Origin of the sequence: Treponema peruense (assembly GCF_016117655.1) — a bacterium.
Taxonomy (GTDB): domain Bacteria; phylum Spirochaetota; class Spirochaetia; order Treponematales; family Treponemataceae; genus Treponema_D; species Treponema_D peruense.
Genome location: NZ_CP064936.1, coordinates 1275646 through 1292436, shown reverse-complemented (window position 1 = coordinate 1292436; position 16791 = coordinate 1275646). Strand labels below are relative to the sequence as shown.

Sequence of the window (16791 nt, the reverse complement as noted above, 5' to 3'; positions counted from 1 at the left end):
GGACAATATGAGATTTTGTATAAAAAAAGCAGCGCTCTTTGTGGCAGTTTTTATAGCGGGAATTGCATGCGCATTTTCAAAAGAAGCGGTTTTCGAAGGCGAAGACTACAGCATTGAACTCAGCTACAATGACAGCGCGTGTCCTGGAGATGCTGTTTTTGTAAGAATGAAATTTACGCAGACCAGCCGCAAAAACAAAGTTTCCCGCACCGAATTCGGCTCGACAGAAGCTTCTATGGAATTTTTTGCAGGTGAAAATAAACTTTCGCAGTCACAGTTCTACCAACTTCCGAAAAGCAGTTCGCGCACGGTTCTGACAATGCTCTCTGGGATTCCGCTTTCGTCGTGGCTTGACAGCGAAGAAAAATATTCCGTTAAAATAACATACAGTCTTTACGGACAGAAAAAGTATGAATTCAGCCTTCCAGTCAAAATTGAACCAAAAACTTTTGTTAGCGAAACTCTGGATCTTGACGAAAACAACACGATGATCAAAACAGACACAAGTCCCGAACGCATGAGGCAGATAGCAGAACTCAATGACATTCTTGCCACAACAGATATGCAGTCCGTTTACCAGACAACTTCGTTTGCCGCCCCGACTGATTCAACAAGAAGAACATCATTTTTTGCAGACAGGCGTGTTTATGCCTATACAAACGGTAAATCTTCAACAAGCCTTCACAACGGCATAGACTACGGCATTCCCGAAGGAACAAATGTTCTTTCATGTGCAGCCGGAAAAGTTGTTCTTGCCAAGTCAAGAATTTCTACGGGCTGGAGCGTTGTAATAGAACATCTTCCGGGGCTTTACAGCCTTTACTACCACATGAGTTCGCTTAATGTAAAAGAAGGCGACACCGTTAAACAGGGAGACCTTATTGGGCTGAGCGGTTCTACGGGACTTGCAACAGGACCTCATCTTCACTGGGAAGTAAGGCTCAATATGGCAGCCGTTAGCCCTGATTTCTTTTTGAACAATTTTGCCTTTGAAAGCCTTCAGTAGGCAGAAATCCCAGGTCCGCGGCTTCCTACAAAAAGTCTGTATTCTTTACCCGGAACACAGCCGCCAAGGTTTACTGAATAATATGTAAGGTGTGATGAAAAAATAGAAAATGCGGGAGTAAGTGCAAAATCTGCAATCATTCCCGCATATTTTTTCTGTTCATCAGTCCAACTGCTTCCAAGAAGTTCAAAGCGTCCTTTTGAAAACAGATGTTTTCTTAACATTACGCCTGAATTTACACCGGGACTGTCTGACGCATATATTCTGTACGGAAAATAAGATTTTTTTCCAAGGAATGTAACGCAGGCAAAATCTACAGAAACAGAAGGCGCATTCCACGAGCGTTCAAATTCTGCCACAATGTTTGAGTCGCTGTCTGTAAATGTTATTGAAGCACTTACAGAATCATCACCCGACCCGTAAACCAGCACTTTTGCGCAGTCATAGTACAGGGATGACTCAAGATTGGAAGCTGCATAATAACAGATAAAATATTTGTATGCAAACACAAGGACGGCAATAAAAAATGCTGCAAGAACAGAGGCTGCAATAATATGAACGGCACTGTCTCTTGTTTTTATTTTCATTTTCCTACCATTGCAAGAAATTCCTTTTCATTAATTACAGGAATTCCAAGTTTTGCGGCTTTAAGGTTTTTGGATGAACCGCTCGAAGTGTCGTTTGTTACAAGATAATCCAGGCCTTTGACAACAGAAGATTTTACAGAACCGCCTGCAGCTTTTACCATATTCTGCGCGTCGGCTCTCTTTAAAGCATAAAGTTCTCCAGTAAAACAGAAGGATTTTCCTGCAAGAGGCCCGCTCTTTGTGCTTAAAATTTCTATTGTTCCGCCCTCAAGCAGGTAGCGCATTTCATCTTCATTTTCTTTCATTCCCTCAACAAAGGTTGCGGCAAGAATTTCTGCAAAGCCGTAAACACCGGCAATCTGTTCTGCTGTGGCTGCAGTAATTTTTTCAAAAGTGTCAAAACCGGCGTCTATAAGTTTTTCTACAACAGTCTCGCCTATTCCCTCTATGTCAAAGCCGGCAATAAATTTCTGGAGCGTAACCGTTCTGTGGTTTTGTATAGAAAGGGCAACTTTATGCGCGCCTAAAGACTTTTTTTCCTGACTTAAGCTTTCTTCATTAAGGAAAAACGGCGCAAGTGTTTGTTCGTCAAGTTTGTAAATATCACTCACAGACCTGACTGTTCCACTTTCAAAGAGTGACTTTACAAGTGTTTCTCCCAAATCGCGTATGTCTATTACCGAAACCCATTTTAAAAGGCGGTGCAGAATGCGTTTTGGGCACGATTTTTGCGGACAGTAAAGCCTTGTTCCTTCGTCTACAAGTTCTGTTCCGCATGAAGAACACTTTACAGGAAACTCTATGTCCTTTAAAGACTGAACGCCGGCCTCCTGTACGACAGACTCTATCTTTGGAATAATTTCGCCGCGCTTTACAACAACAACGTGGCTTCCTATTTTGAGTCCCAGCGAGCGTATAAGATTGGGGTTTACAAGACTTGCGCGGCGGACGGTTGTTCCGTTAAGGTCTACCGGATCAAAAACTGCAACCGGCGTGTATGTGGCACCCGCTTCGTTCCATTCCACAGAGCGTACAATAGATACTGCTTCTTCCAGACTGAATTTAAATGCAATCTGTCTGTCGGGTCTTGCACGGCTTGCGTCTTCGTGGTTTACCGTGCGCTCTTTTATTACAAGACCGTCAATGTCATATTCCAGAGAAGGCCGCAGTTCCATTACTTCGGCGCGGTATTCTATTACTTCTGAAGGAGAACGGCATATTTTGAGCGGAACAGAATTGAAACCGCATGAAACAAGCCAGTTTATCTTTGACTCTTCGTCTGTAAAGGGTTGGTTTCCTTCTGTTGCCCAGACATCGTATGTTATTAAAGTAAGGTTTTCGCAGCCGTTGCCGTCTTTTCGTTTCATAAGACCGTTGGCAGCGTTCCTGCAGTTGGCTTTGTCAGAAAATTTTTCTTTGTGAACCTCATGGGTCATTATAACTTCGCCGCGCACACCACCTGTAAAGTCAACGGGTTTTCCTTTAGCAGAATAAATTTCTTTTAGAACACCGCTCATCTTTATGGCATTCTGTGTAATTACATCGCCTGTTGTACCATCACCGCGCGTTACGGCTCTTACAAGACGGCCTTTTTCATACTGAAGTTCAAGGCTGGCACCGTCAAGTTTATATTCAACAAGATATTCAGGGTAAACGTGTTTCTGCGCCCACTCAAGAAATTCCTCTGGTGAGGCTGCTTTTGCCTGGCTTCCCATTGGCATGACATGAAGGGCTTTTTCAAAGTTTGCGCTGTCTGCACCCACTTTCTGAAGAACAGGATTTGACGGGTCAAGGCTTTTGAGTTCATCCCAGAGCGCATCAAATTCTGCATCTGACACTTCACCTTCACCGTCATAATATGATTTCTGATATTTTTTTATCAGAGGCACAAGATACTTAATGCGTTTGTTTTTTTCTTCTGCTTCTGCAATATCAAAAAGATCCATATTAAAGGCTCCTGTTTTCCTGCGGCATATCTGAATGATCCGGGTCGTCCTTTACAAAATATAGCTCAAAAATTTCACGGCCGGCATCTATTCCCTTCTGTTCAAATTTTGTCCTTGGGCGCCATTGCTGGTGCGGGGCAAATTTTTCGTATTTGTTATGGAGTCCCGGTGTTGACTCCAGTTCTTCAAGTGCGTTTTCGGCATATTCTTCCCAGTCGGTTGCAAAATAAATGTATCCGCCGGGCGAAAGTTTGCTTACAAGAAGATCTGTATTGGGTCGCTGCATAAGGCGTCTTTTGTGGTGCTTCTTTTTAGGCCAGGGATCGGCAAAGAATACATGAAAGCCTGCAATCGAGTCGTCGGGAATCATTGTCCTTAAAATTTCGAGTGCATCGTATTCTATTATGTAAAGATTTTTGAGCTGTCTTTTCTTTATGTCACTCAAAAGACGGCCTACTCCCGGAACATGCACTTCACTGCCAATGTAATTCATTCCAGGGTTATCCTGTGCAATCTGTGCGGTAGCCTGTCCCATGCCAAAGCCAATTTCCATTATAACGGGATTTGTGTTATTGAACAACTCGGTAAAGTTAAGTGTTCTGTGCTCAAAAGGTACGCACCAGACCTGATGCAGTTCGTCATAACTGCGTCGCTCGCTTTCTGTCATGCGTCCTGCACGGATTACATAAGTTTTTATTGTACGGCGAAAAAGTGATACACCGTCTTCCTTTCCCGCAACCGGAACAGGATCATCTGTCTGAGGAACATCGCTGCTTTCTGCGAAGTTCTGTTCATCATTAAAATCTGCAGGCATTTAAACTCCTATAAAAATTTATTCCTGAATCTTCATTATGAAAAATATTAAAAGTGTATGCTACTTTAAACTCTGGTACGGCATCATGCAGATAACGGTATTCCCGGCATAAAGCCAGCATATTCTGAAAGTGTCTGCATTTGCAAAATCCAAAAGAATTTTTTTGTCATCAGACCAGTTGTTTTTGCGTTCCCCAAAATAAAGCAACATTCCGTCTTTGTCGTAAACGGCAAGCCGCTGCATTCTGTTACCGCTCAATACCCCGGGAAAATCTTTAGGCCGACTTTCATACAGGGCACTGTCATAATTTACATAAAACGGAACTTCACATTCACGCTCCGAAGCATCCTCATAAACCAGTGAATACCGACCCTTTGGAATCTGAACACCGTCAGAAGATACAAAATTGGAATAGCCTGCCCAGTTGTTTTTGCCTTCATCAGAAATTTTTCTTAAGGAACTGCATTCCCATTCAAGGCCTGTATTTTCATTGTAAACGTTAATCTTTGAAGCCCTCAAAAAATCGCTTTCGGCAAGGGCAAATAAAGAAAGCCTTACAGACGGCTGTGCATCTTCAGAAGCGTAATCAAACACCACACTAGAAGAAACAGACGAAACAGAAGGCACACTGTTAGAACAGGACACGAGAACACAAATTCCGCAGAAAACGGCTGCCAGACTTAGCAAATGCTTCATATATTAAAAGTTAAATTTAAGGTTAATAACGGTAAGGTCACTGGCAGAAGACTGGTTTACAATAGATTCAAATTTGACGTTAACCTTTTTGCACGCATCTTCAAGATAAGAAAGATAGTAAAGACCAAGATCAGTTCCTTCCTGACCGTCGGGCATCTGGCGATAAAAGTCAATAAGGGACTTTTTGCTTAAATTGGCGGCCATTTTACTTTCTATATTTTCCTTGACTTCCTGGAACTCGTCATCCTTGTTGTAAAGCGTAATCTGCAGAAGCCCCTGCTTTCCTATTGCAGTAGAACCTCCTCCCAAAGTCCACGAAAGGAACACAAGTTCATGTTTTTTTTCGAGTTCCTGAACAATTTTTGCCCTGATTTCGGGATCAAAAATAAGTGTATCTGAATTTTCTATTCCCTGGTAAAGAATTTTTGTCTCTTTTCTGATGTTGTTGTTTTCGCAGTTAAGGGCAAGTTCCATAACCATAACAGAAATATATTCGGCAACCTTTGACTTGTTCATATAAGATGCAAGTTCCTGACGCAACATTGTAACAATCTCGGAAAATCCGTCGGCTTTATAAAACTTTGTTATAATATACCAGTTCATAAGGCTCAGACGGTTAAGGAACTTTTCTGTCATAAGAAGATAAATATTTTTTTCTTCAGGAGAATAGTCGGTGTTTGCCATAATGCTTTTCCAGACAGGATCCAGAATTGCCTGGCGCGCTTGCTGAATAACATTGTCTTTCATTGAAAGCTGTGCCCGCAAGTGTTTTTCGGGAATCTGGGTCTTTTCGTCAAGAAGTGAAGACGGGTTAAGGCGGTTGTGTCTTCTTACACAATCACACTGAATAAGGGCGGCAAAAATTTCACGGTCAAACTGTTTGTAAAGTATAGAAAAAACAATGAGTTTGGAAAGATCCATAACTTCCTGGCGGTGGGTTACGAATTCCGGCATGGAAATTTCAATCTTAGAAATATAATCCAGCAGAATCATGCTTTGAACGGAACTGGGTGAAAAATGCTCCATACTGATTCCGTGGGCGGAACGATTATCTGCAAGTCTAAGGTTCAGCAACTGTTTCTTATGGCTAAGAAAATGGGACGTGCCTTCTTCTGTAAGAATAACCTTTAACGGAAGATCCAATATAAATTTCTTTTTTTCCGCACACATTGCCGGGCCGAACTCCTATATATATTTTCTATTATAAGCAAGATTTGTCTAAATGTACAGTCCCTTTTGTAATTCTATGTAATTGCTGCATGCCATTCCGAAGGAATCTTTGCCCCGCTATCCTTGCTGAAAATCTGATTTTTTTATACTATACATTATGCTCGCATTACCTGCAAAAAAAACAGTCAGTTTATTAGGCGCACTTTTATTTATTGCCACCTCCCTTGCGGGCCAGCCACAACTTACAGCCGCAACCGCAAAAAGACGCAGTTTCGCGCGCACACTGTCATTCTATGAATCAATCAGCAGCAGAAACTTTAACTGCGAGCTTCAGCCCATAGTTCCGACGGTACAGGATGAATTTGAAGAAAACATTCTCATAGAAATTCCTTCAGACAAAAGCAAAGTATCAACAAACAGAATAACAACGGTCAATTTTGCCTTTACCCAAGACTTTTTTGCCGCTTCCCCGGAATTTATCTTTGAATTTGCAGACTATCTTACCCAAAAAAAACTGCCCTTCACGACTGTAATTCTGCTTTCTGCCGACTCTGACTATGACACTGTTCCGCAAAAACCTTCTGTTTCCGGCAGTACCCGTGTGTTTGCCCAGTCATGTTATGAAGCAGACAAAATCTGTTCAGTTGTTGTTACCGATTCAAAATATAATGACGGAACAATTACGGCAGGCGGAGCCGGTGATATTTCGCCAAAATGGCTTGTGCAGAAAATAAAGGCTGCATGCGCTTCTTACAAAAAAAGTGCCAGGCTTCCCGTTGCATTCATGTACCTTTACAGACAGAAGGCAATAAAAGAAAACCAAAGGGTTGCCGCTTTTCTTGAACACGGAATTCCTGCGGCCGGATTGTATCTGGGACACGAAGAAAGCGACCTTATGGTATTAAAGACACTGGCTCAGGATTTTTCTGACAGCAGGGGCGGTCTTTGGGACAGGCATTACAGTTATATTCCGACAGGAAAAAACGGAATATGGACGGACGAATTTTTCTTTGCGGCAACCTTCATTGCCTTTGCATTCATAACGCTTCTGTCACTCTGCTTTTCTTCTTTTACAAATTCAGAAGGCAACAAAAAACTTCTGCGCGAACTTTCCCGCACGTGGTATTTTATTCCGGCTTTTATTCTGGGTACATCAGTCGCTCTTATACTTGTTCAGGCAGCTCTTTCTGCGTTTAATGCCGGGGCGCAGCTTTTCTTTGCAATAAAAATTACTGCAGTTACTTTTCTTGCATCTATTTTTCTTGTATACCAGCTGGCATTCAGGACAAGGCTCACGCTGGTTTCTACAAGCTACCAGATTCTTATAGTTGCAGCGCTTAATATTTTTATCATGACGGCAGCAGATTTGTCGTTTATGTTCATTTTTTTTGTTCAGTATATCATCATTTTCTTTTTCAGAAAGCGCAAGTCACTTGCTGCAAATATTGTCTGTCTTGTTCTGCTGGTCATTCCGCTGGCATCATTTATGTACGATATCCTGCGTTATTCAGATTATGAAAACCTTGCAAAAACAATGAAAACCGGCTTCTGGGGAAACGTCACTATTTCTTCAATCATGTTCCCGATTCTTATCCAGACGACACGCGTAGTAATTTCACTTAAAGCAATCAAAAAATCCGACCCAAAAAAAACACTTCTTTCAAAATGCGCAGTTTCTGTTGCTTCATACACGGCGGCGGCAGTTCTTTTAATCGCATTTATAATTCTTTGCGCAAAAGCTTCTTCTTCTTCAACAGACAAAGCATCTCTTCCTGCTGTAATCAACAGTAGCGGAACAAATGCTTTTGAAGCACAAATCACAGAGTCTGACCTGATGGACATGAACACAAAAACCGTGCGCATAACTTCGTCAAGAAATGTTATCAGGTATACTGTTACCGTAAAATCCCGCGAAACTATTCCGCTTTATGAATGCAACTACAATTATTCCATAGAAAACAACGAAAACGCCGTAATACAGATTCCTGACTTTCCTCCGCAAAAAATTGACATTGTTTACACAACAGACAAAAACAAAAGCGAACAGGTTATAATTACCGCATACATTCAGAGTGAAAGAAACTACATAATAGCAGAAACAAAAATTCTTGATACAGGAAACCGCAATGAGTGAAAATACAGTTCCGGTTTTTATGCACATAGACATGGACGCTTTCTTTGCTTCGGTTGAACAGCATGATCATCCCGAATACCGCGGAAAACCTGTAATTGTAGGAGGACTTCCCGGTGACAGACGAGCAGTAGTTTCAACAGCCTCGTATGAAGCACGCAGATTCGGTGTACATTCGGCCATGCCTCTTTTTAAAGCCGTAAGTCTTTGTCCCAATGCAGTATTTGTACGCGGCAACATGAAACGTTATTCAGAAGTTTCTCAAACAATAATGGACATTTTTGCAGACTATTCACCCACCGTAATACAGATGTCAATTGACGAAGCATTTATAGACGCAACCGGAACCGAACGGCTCTTTGGCCCGCCACAAGTTCTTGCAGCAAAAATAAAAGAGCGTGTAATGCAGGCAACCGGCCTTACAGTAAGCATAGGAATTGCTTCTACAATGTATGTTGCAAAGATTGCGTCAGGCTTCAGAAAGCCAAACGGCCTTACGCTCATTCCGTCCGGTGATGAAGAAAAGTTTATGACTTCCCTTCCGCTCGAAAAAGTCTGGGGAGCCGGAACAAAAACAATCGCGCACATAAAAAATGCAGGCATACGTACAACCGCACAGCTCAGGGACAAAAGTCTTGCTTCGCTTACAACGATTTTCGGAAACTGCACAGGAACTTTTCTTTACAACGCAATGCGCGGCAACAAGGAAATGAAATTCGGCGATGATCCACAAAACCGCTCGCTCAGCGCAGAGTCAACATACGAATTTGACCTTACCGACAGATATACAATAGAAACAGCCCTTATGCAACTTGCGCAGACTGTAATCTGGAGAATGCACAGAGCCGGCGTGCGTTCAAAAACAGTTTCGCTTAAAATACGTTATGAAGACTTTACTACAGTTTCGGTTCAGGAAACTTCAGATTCCCCAGTGGCAAACGCAGATGACCTTTACGAGAGATGCCGGCGGCTGCTGCAAAAAAAATACCAGGACGGCCGCGGAATAAGGCTTCTGGGAATTGCATGCGAAAAAGTAGAAAGCAAAGACCTTCCCTCACAGGGCGAACTCTTTAATTCCAGAAATGAAAAACTCAGCATTGTAGAAAAAGCCATTTTTGAAATGGAAAGCAAAAACCCTGCCTTAAAGCTAAGAAAGGCAAGGCTTATTGAAGCGGAGCAAAATACCCTGTCTCATCACGGCCGGAACGGTTAAGAAGATAGGCTTCCACTTCTACAGGAAGATATTTTCTTCCGTATTCGGTCTGCAGAGAAGACGTATACTTCAACTGGTAAAGTCCAGACGGAATTCCTGTTATGTCACGCACAACGGCAGAAAGTCCTTCACTCCGGTAAACGTAATAGCTTTTCCCCGGCGTACTGTCTGTAATATAAGAAATGCCGCTGTCTGCCGTTCCTTCAGAAAGAAGCACGGTACTGAATGAAACAGCATTGTTGTTCAGAAAAGCAGTCAGATCAGAAAGAGCATATCTGTCAAACGATCCGAATCCCGACTTTCCTTCGGTAACATAAACAATTCCCCTCTTGCACTCGGCATTGATAAGTCCGTTTGCAGCAAGCCTTATTCCAAGATCCAGAGCAGGTTTGTCAGTATACGGGCACTTAAGGGACAAAACAGAAAATTCAGCCAGTTCCAGAGGGGAGCCTTCAAACTCTGTTACAGGAATACTGCCCGAAGAAATTATTTTTACACTTCCTTTTCCATTCATGGAAGCGGCAATTTCCCTTACGGCAGTCTCTGTTTTTGCAGCAGAAGCTCTCATGCCCTCACTTCTGTCAATAAGAATTGTAATGTCCGCCACGTCATTGTTCGAAGCAGAACCTGTAAGTTCCATATTGAGCACGGGACGCTTTTTTTCTGTAACAAGAAAATTTTCCTTCTTAAGCCCCACAACCTGCTGTCTTTTGCGGTTTTCCACGCGCACTTCAAGCACAACTTCGGGAAAGGCAGAAGCATCTGCGCGTTCAATCTGAACAAAGAAGCCGCCTACAAGCTCGGTCATTTTTGCCATGACATAAATTTCATCTGCCTTAAAGTCAGTTACAACGAGGTTTCCGTTTGCATCAGGCACGGCACTTGTAATAAGCGATCCGGCGTTTCCTGTTCTGGCATTTTCGTAAACCGCACCTGTAGAAATATCCACTGTAGATACGGTATTTGAATCTGTAAGAAGAAGATATCCGTTCCAGTTCTTAAGACATTCCGGTCTTAAAAAAGTTCCTTCTTCTACCAGAATTCCAATATAGTTTCCTGCACGGTCAAATTCATAAATTGCGCCGTAAACGCTGTCTGCAACAAAAATTCTGTCTTCAATGCAGGCAATTCCCGTAGGTGACTTAAAGCCCCGGAAAGCCCCGTTTTGCTGCCCGAATTCTAGCAGCGGTGTTCCTGCAGCGTCAAAAACAACAACACGTGCGTTTCCAAAGTCGGTAACGTAAATATTGCCAAAGCTGTCCTGTGCCAGGTACTGCGGGCCAATAACCTGCCCCGGACCTCGGCCTTTTGTTCCGTAATAGCCAAGAAAACTTCCTTCACTGTCCAAGTGTGCAAGCCTGTCACCTGCACTTTCGCTTACCAGAAGAGTACCGTCAGTAAGCCTTATAATGTCCATAGGCCTGTCAAAACCGTTTAGCGGCCCGCGCAGTCTTCTTGTAACCACGCCGTTTACATCAAATTTCAAAAGCTCGTTGGAACCGTAAGCGACAACCCAGATGCTTCCGTCAGAATTTGCCAGTGAAGAAACAGGCTGTCTGTAAATAAGTATGTCACCTTCTACCGGCGGAATCGAACCCGACTCTGTAAAGCGCTGCGTAAATCCGTAACCGCCGTCTACAATGCGCCTGTCGCCTACAATTTCTATTCTGTTCTGGAGAAGCATTCCGCCATAGCCAAGATCCGCAGCAAATTTCCACTGCTGCAACGCCGCACCTTCTATTCCAGAACGGTAATAGGCCTTTCCCAGCCAGTCCAGTATAAGCGGTTCCCCGGGAAGATATGAAAGTGCCTTTTCAAACTCAAGAATACTTTCGTTAAATGCACCGCGGTAATAGCTTTGAACTCCCCTGCGAAATTCCTCTTCTGCAAAACCAGAATTTGCAGACCTTACTGTATCTTCAGGCTTTCTTACCGTATCGGTCAGATTTGTCTGTGAAAAAGCTGCGGTAACCGTCGAAATGGCAAGGACTCCAGCCATAACTGAATAAAAAAAACGTCTCATTCGTAATCCTTTTGCGCGCTCTTAAGATGTTCAGAAATAAGAGCATTGTCAGGGGCAATTTTGAGTGCCCGTTCCAGAAATTTTCTTGCTTCGCTGAACAGCCCCATTCTGTAGTATACCCAGCCAAGGCTGTCCAGACAGGCAGCACTTTCGGGACACATACCCACTGCACGCTTGCAGCAGCCCAGAGCCTTTGCAAGATCGGTTCCCTCGCAGGCAAGCACATAGCCAAGTCCGTTAAGAGCCGTGGGGTTCTGCGGATCTTCGTCCAGAGCGCGTGTATAAAGTTCCTTGCTGCCCGAAGAGTCTCCCTGCTCCCACGCAACATAGGCCATTGAAGCATAGACCGAAGCCTTTTTGTATCCTGTTTCCAGAAGTTTGTTTAGTTCAAAGTCTGCCAGCTTTTTGCGGCCGCTCAGACAGTATATTATAGCAAGAAGATAGCGGCACTGCAGAATTCTTTCTGAGGACTCGCTGTCGTCCATGTCAGAAGAAGTAACAACCTGCTCAAGGTAGAGGAGCGAATCATCATAACGGCCCAGTTTTGCATAGCACAGGCCAAGGTAATAGGCAAGTTTCACGGTACTTACACCGCAGTCTTCGGGAAGTGACAGAAAATATGTCAGGGCTCCGGTATAGTTTCCCTGTCTGTAAAGATTTATTCCTTCGCCAATCAGATTTGAGTCCGCCATCTGCGCCTCCATAAAGTCAATTCAGAGAAAACGAGGAAAAATATTTGGCAACAGGCTGCGCATAAACAGCACTTACCGAAACAAACCCGTTTTCCACAAGAATTCCGTCACCGCAGGCATCTCCGAGAGAAGCAATTTTCCCGCCGCCGCGGCAGCTGCTGTAAAGTGTACCGCAACCACAACTTACGTCTACCCTGTCACCGTATACCCTTGAACAGACAGAAGCCTGCCTTGTACCGCGTATTTCGTCAGAAAAAGGTGCATTTACATTTACAAAGCACTCAAGTGACCCCGAGCGACTGTCCTTTGTTCCGCACAGAGGCAAAAGAGAGCGCATGTTGTCCCTGACATAATAAGAAAGGGAACGGTAGGCAGAATCTTTTTTTTCTGATTCTCCTGAAAGTGAACCGGTAAAGGAACACTCGCCGTATGAAAAGTCAATGCTCAGTGCCAGACCCGGGACCCCGTAAAGGCTTGCCTGTCTTGCAGCACCGCAAGTTCCAGAATAGATAATGTCAGTTCCAAGATTTGCACCGCTGTTTATTCCCGAAATGACAACTTCAGGAACAAACGGGATATACCCGCCGCGCAGTGCAGAAATAACACAGTCAACGGGGCTTCCGTCAAGGGAAAATTTTTTTTCACTTTTTTTTACAAGTTTCTGGTCGGAATACATGCTTATTGATGACGATGAACCCGAACGGTTTGCACAGGGAGCCACTACACATACTTCGTGCGATTCAGAAAGGACTTCTTCAAGAATGCAGATACCCCTGGCGTCTATTCCGTCGTCATTCGTAAGTAGGATTCTCATATAAGCCTGACTCCCTTTGCCGGCTTTACAATATGGCATTCGGGCTTAAAGCCGAAGATACGTTCGTATTCAGCAAGTTTTGCCCTGTATTTTTCTATATCGCAGTCCCTGATGATTGTATACACACAACGTCCGAATCCCTTGCCGGTAATGCGCCCGCAGTTTACGGGGTTGCGGTAGTCATCGGGGTTTTCGTCAAGTTCCTGCACGCGCTTAAGAATCCAGTCAATTTCGGGGCATGAAATATCGTACATGTCACGCATTATTTCATGGCTTCTGTTTACGGCACGCGCAAAAGAAGCAAAGTCTGCCTTGTTTATTGCTGTAACGGCATCAAGAACATTTTTGTGTTCCTGCATTATGCATATAAGGCGGCGTTTTGTATCTTCGCTTACAACACTCAGAACTTCGTTGACTTCTGCGTGGTTTTCCTCATACTGCCAGCCCCCGTATACATTTGCCTTGCGCTCCTTGAGTTCACCAAGAAGAAGTACGTTTTCTGGCTGCTGCAGGCTTTCTTCGTTCCATGTCACAATGCGGGGAACACGAGCGTCAGTAAGAATGACAGACCTGTTCTTGAGCTTGAACGGAATAATGTCAAAGGTATTTAAAGAATAGTCCGTAAGAAGCAGTGAATTTTCCTTTGAATAAATGGCAGCATAACTGTCGGCGCGGTGTGTGTCTGTACCAAGAAAAAGCTTGTTTGCGCGGTCAAGAATCTGAAGCATCTGTTCCTGCGTGCACCTGAAACCGCACAGTTCCCTTATTGCCCAGGCAGAAGCTACCTTTACCGCGGTTGTTATTCCGAAGCCTGCAGAAGGGAGAGTTTCTGACCAGATGGTAAAGTTCATGCCCTTGAGAGTAAAGCCGCCTGCAGAAAATCCGTAGAGAACAGCCTTTACCGCATTTGCCCATTTGTCTTCTTTCTTAAACTTAAGTGTAGATATTGCAGAACGTTTGCGTTCCTTGAGTTGTGCAAATTCAAACCGAAAGTTGGAATCGCTTCTTGAAGATACCGCTACATAAACGGGGATATTAACGGCCATTGAAAGCGTCTTGTCCTTGAAAAACCAAGTATGTTCCCCCACAAGGTGAAAGCGCCCCGGAGCACTCGCAATGCATTCCGGTTTTACACCATATTCAGCCTCGTGGGCACTGATAATTTCGTCCATACTATTCCCCTTCCCGACCTTTTAAAAATACATTCATAAAAAGCAATGTTGAATTTTTCTATATAAGATAATAGAATAATATAATGATTCGAGTTATTTTACAAGTTTTTTGCGCAATTTTTTCCGCTTTTATGGAAGCGCTGTCTATATCCAACGAAATAACAAACGCAGGATCCCCTCTTCTTGGACTGTTTTGCCTTCTTCCACTATATATAGCCGTATATCGGGCAAAAAGTTACAGAGAATCCTTTTATATCATGGGGCTGCAGATTCTTGTGACACACCTGCTTTCAAGCTACTGGCTGGCAAATTTCCACGGTTTTGCAGTCTTTACACTCGGGGCAAGCGCACTGGGAACAGCCATTGAAGGCGCCTTAATGGGAATAATAATGCACGCATACCCCGCTTCTCTTACAGAAACACAAAAAATGGCAGAATGTTCCGGCTTAAACAAAACGGGCGCAACAAAAAGAATGCTGTGGTTTTCGGCCGTCTGGACACTCTACGAATATATAAAGTCAACAGGAGCACTCGGCTATCCGTGGGGAACACTTTTCATGTCTTCATACGCATTGAAACCTGTAATCCAGATAGCAGACCTTACAGGCGTCTGGGGAATAACGCTTCTTTTTGCACTTTCATCATCCCTTGCCGCAGAAGCAGTCACTTCAATTACGGAACACAGAACAGTCCGCACCGAAGCAAAATCACTGGCACTTGTCTTTGCGGCAGTTTTTGCATACGGAACAGTACAGTATTTTATGCCGCGCATTCCAGAAAAAAAACTCAATACAGTAATTGTCCAGCAGAACATTGACCCGTGGGAAGGCGGAGAACAGAAATCGATAGAAATCTCAAAAAAACTCACGCTCGAAGGAATAAAAAGCTTTTCCGACCGCGGACTCGAAACAGACCTTGTACTCTGGAGCGAAGGCGTTCTTTCAAAAACATTCCCCGGCGCAAGATTCAGGTACGAAACATTCCCGCAGGATGAAAGCCTTTCTGACTTTATAAAAAAGACAGACACTCCCTTCATCATAGGCGGAACAACGACTTTTGACAGGGATAAGCACAAATATGCAAACAGCGCAATTCTTTTTGACTCTGACGGAAAATATTCGGGTTACTACAGCAAGATACAGCTGGTTCCCTTTGCAGAAAAAATTCCCTATTCAGATAACCCGCTTATGGAAAAATTTATGAAAGACGTAGTGGGAATGTACTCGGGGCTTACATCGGGCTTCCAGTACGTGCTGTTCAAAGTTCCCATCAAGGAAAATAAAAACACGCCTGCACCGTTCAGTTATGCCCGACCAGAGGAATCGTTAATTGAACTGGACAAAAACGGAAGATCAGACCCCAAAAAAACAAAGGAATACACGGTAAACGAAGCCGAAAACCCAAAAAACTTTATAAGTTTCACAACACCAATCTGCTTTGAAGACTCATTCCCCTCAGTAAGCAGTCGCCTGCACAATATGGGAAGCGAAGTCTTCATGAACATTACGAACGACTCTTGGTCCAAGACAGACTCCGCCGAATACCAGCATTTTATCATTGCAAGCTTTCTTTCAGTCGAATACAGGACGACTCTTGTAAGATGCACAAACTCGGGCTATTCTGCGGTAGTTGCGCCTAACGGCAAAATAATTGCAGACCTTCCGCTTTTTGAAGAAGCTTCTGTAGGATTCAGCGTACCCATCTACAAATACACAAAGACTCTTTATTCCGTTGCAGGAGACTGGCTTGTGTACATTGCTGCGGCGGCAGTTCTTTTGTACCTTGCATGGTCAGCCGCAAAAAACGTTTTTGAACAGAAAAAACTTTCGCTGCCGCATTTTGTACAGATAACGGTAACCATAGGAAAAAAGGACAGTAAAAAATGAACCAGACGGCAAAAATGACACTCGCAAGAAGTTCGGCCACGGCAGGTGCTGCAGTACTTTGTGCACTGGCTTCAAAAATACAGCCTGTTTACGGTACGGAATTTCTTGTTCCGGCGGCAGTAACTGTTGCCGCAGTTCTTGGAAGACTTACGGGGTCCGGTGCGCTGGGGCTTTTGGTAATATTACAGTGCGCAGGCCTTCCAGTCCTTGGAACAGGTACGCTTACGGGACTGAAATTCTTTTCACAGGACTACTGCGCCTGCGTTCTTGCAGCCTTTACAGCCGCATTTGTTTCAGGACTGGGTGCCGGAACGCCCTATGTTACAGAAAAAAAATTCAGCACAAAAAGATTTGCCAGAACAGTACTTGCATCAGCTGCAGGTTATGCCGCGGCTTTTCTTACACTGTACATATGTTTCAGAACAGGCCTTGTTTCCCAGGCCGCCCGTTCCGGACCGTTCATTTTCACGGCAATGACGGCAGCAACTTCACTTCTGGCACTTTTACTGCGCCCTGCGGCAGCCTCACTCCTTTACCCGAGCGAATCCCTTGAAAAAGAAGCAGACGAAGCTGTACAGAGACTCAAACAAAAGAAAACCGCGCGTCAAAAGAAGTAAAAGAAAGCCACAAAAGCACAGGTT

The 16791-nt window shown here is 43.9% G+C and carries 14 protein-coding genes; 5 read left to right on the top strand and 9 right to left on the bottom strand.

The genetic code is table 11. From position 1 onward, the window contains the following. Nucleotides 1-7 precede the first annotated feature (7 nt). Entirely contained in the window at nt 8-1006 is a 999-nt protein-coding gene (locus IWA51_RS05905; protein WP_230402726.1) for a M23 family metallopeptidase, read from the top strand. On the opposite strand, the gene IWA51_RS05900 is transcribed toward IWA51_RS05905, so the two are convergent. The 5 genes from IWA51_RS05900 to IWA51_RS05880 form a co-directional block, all read right to left on the bottom strand. Continuing rightward, nucleotides 1000-1593 carry a hypothetical protein gene (locus tag IWA51_RS05900; protein ID WP_198443566.1) on the bottom strand — a complete coding sequence of 198 codons (594 nt, stop codon included), beginning with the start codon at nt 1591-1593 and terminating at the stop codon, nt 1000-1002. The two genes, IWA51_RS05905 and IWA51_RS05900, sit on opposite strands and share 7 nt — an antisense overlap. Continuing rightward, nucleotides 1590-3539 (bottom strand): NAD-dependent DNA ligase LigA, encoded by a 1950-nt coding sequence (ligA, locus tag IWA51_RS05895; RefSeq protein ID WP_198443565.1) that lies wholly within the window; start codon nt 3537-3539, stop codon nt 1590-1592. Before ligA ends, IWA51_RS05900 begins: the two co-directional genes overlap by 4 nt. Nucleotide 3540: 1 nt before the next feature. Further along, on the bottom strand, nt 3541-4206 hold the full coding sequence (gene trmB / locus IWA51_RS05890; RefSeq protein WP_230402742.1) for a tRNA (guanosine(46)-N7)-methyltransferase TrmB: 666 nt from the start codon (nt 4204-4206) through the stop codon (nt 3541-3543). 207 nt (nt 4207-4413) lie between these two features. Further along, nucleotides 4414-5049 (bottom strand): hypothetical protein, encoded by a 636-nt coding sequence (locus tag IWA51_RS05885; RefSeq protein WP_198443564.1) that lies wholly within the window; start codon nt 5047-5049, stop codon nt 4414-4416. A 3-nt stretch (nt 5050-5052) separates the two neighbouring features. Next, nucleotides 5053-6219 carry a DUF8084 family protein gene (locus tag IWA51_RS05880; RefSeq protein ID WP_177527935.1) on the bottom strand — a complete coding sequence of 389 codons (1167 nt, stop codon included), beginning with the start codon at nt 6217-6219 and terminating at the stop codon, nt 5053-5055. A gap of 157 nt (nt 6220-6376) precedes the next feature. On the opposite strand from IWA51_RS05880, the gene IWA51_RS05875 reads away from it, so the two are divergent. Together IWA51_RS05875 and dinB are read left to right on the top strand one after the other, a co-directional pair. Next, on the top strand, nt 6377-8353 hold the full coding sequence (locus IWA51_RS05875) for a hypothetical protein (RefSeq protein ID WP_198443563.1): 1977 nt from the start codon (nt 6377-6379) through the stop codon (nt 8351-8353). Next, nucleotides 8346-9563, top strand: coding sequence for a DNA polymerase IV (gene dinB, locus IWA51_RS05870; protein ID WP_177527933.1), 1218 nt, complete (start codon nt 8346-8348; stop codon nt 9561-9563). Before IWA51_RS05875 ends, dinB begins: the two co-directional genes overlap by 8 nt. Here the strand turns inward: dinB and IWA51_RS05865 are convergent. The 4 genes from IWA51_RS05865 to IWA51_RS05850 are packed head-to-tail and all read right to left on the bottom strand — an operon-like array spanning nt 9514 to nt 14264. Beyond that, complete coding sequence (locus IWA51_RS05865; protein WP_230402725.1) at nt 9514-11586, bottom strand: NHL repeat-containing protein; 2073 nt, start codon at nt 11584-11586, stop codon at nt 9514-9516. The genes dinB and IWA51_RS05865 overlap by 50 nt on opposite strands. Next, nucleotides 11583-12278 carry a tetratricopeptide repeat protein gene (locus tag IWA51_RS05860; RefSeq protein WP_177527932.1) on the bottom strand — a complete coding sequence of 232 codons (696 nt, stop codon included), beginning with the start codon at nt 12276-12278 and terminating at the stop codon, nt 11583-11585. Before IWA51_RS05860 ends, IWA51_RS05865 begins: the two co-directional genes overlap by 4 nt. A 16-nt stretch (nt 12279-12294) precedes the next feature. Beyond that, nucleotides 12295-13092 (bottom strand): 5'/3'-nucleotidase SurE, encoded by a 798-nt coding sequence (gene surE / locus IWA51_RS05855; RefSeq protein ID WP_198443562.1) that lies wholly within the window; start codon nt 13090-13092, stop codon nt 12295-12297. Then, nucleotides 13089-14264, bottom strand: a complete 1176-nt coding sequence (locus tag IWA51_RS05850; protein ID WP_177527930.1) for a galactokinase — start codon at nt 14262-14264, stop codon at nt 13089-13091. The genes surE and IWA51_RS05850 overlap by 4 nt, the downstream gene beginning before the upstream one ends. 83 nt (nt 14265-14347) lie before the next feature. Between IWA51_RS05850 and lnt the strand changes: the two genes are divergently transcribed. Beyond that, complete coding sequence (lnt, locus tag IWA51_RS05845) at nt 14348-16150, top strand: apolipoprotein N-acyltransferase (protein WP_329601794.1); 1803 nt, start codon at nt 14348-14350, stop codon at nt 16148-16150. Next, complete coding sequence (locus IWA51_RS05840; RefSeq protein WP_198443560.1) at nt 16147-16767, top strand: hypothetical protein; 621 nt, start codon at nt 16147-16149, stop codon at nt 16765-16767. Before lnt ends, IWA51_RS05840 begins: the two co-directional genes overlap by 4 nt. Nucleotides 16768-16791: the final 24 nt, after the last annotated feature.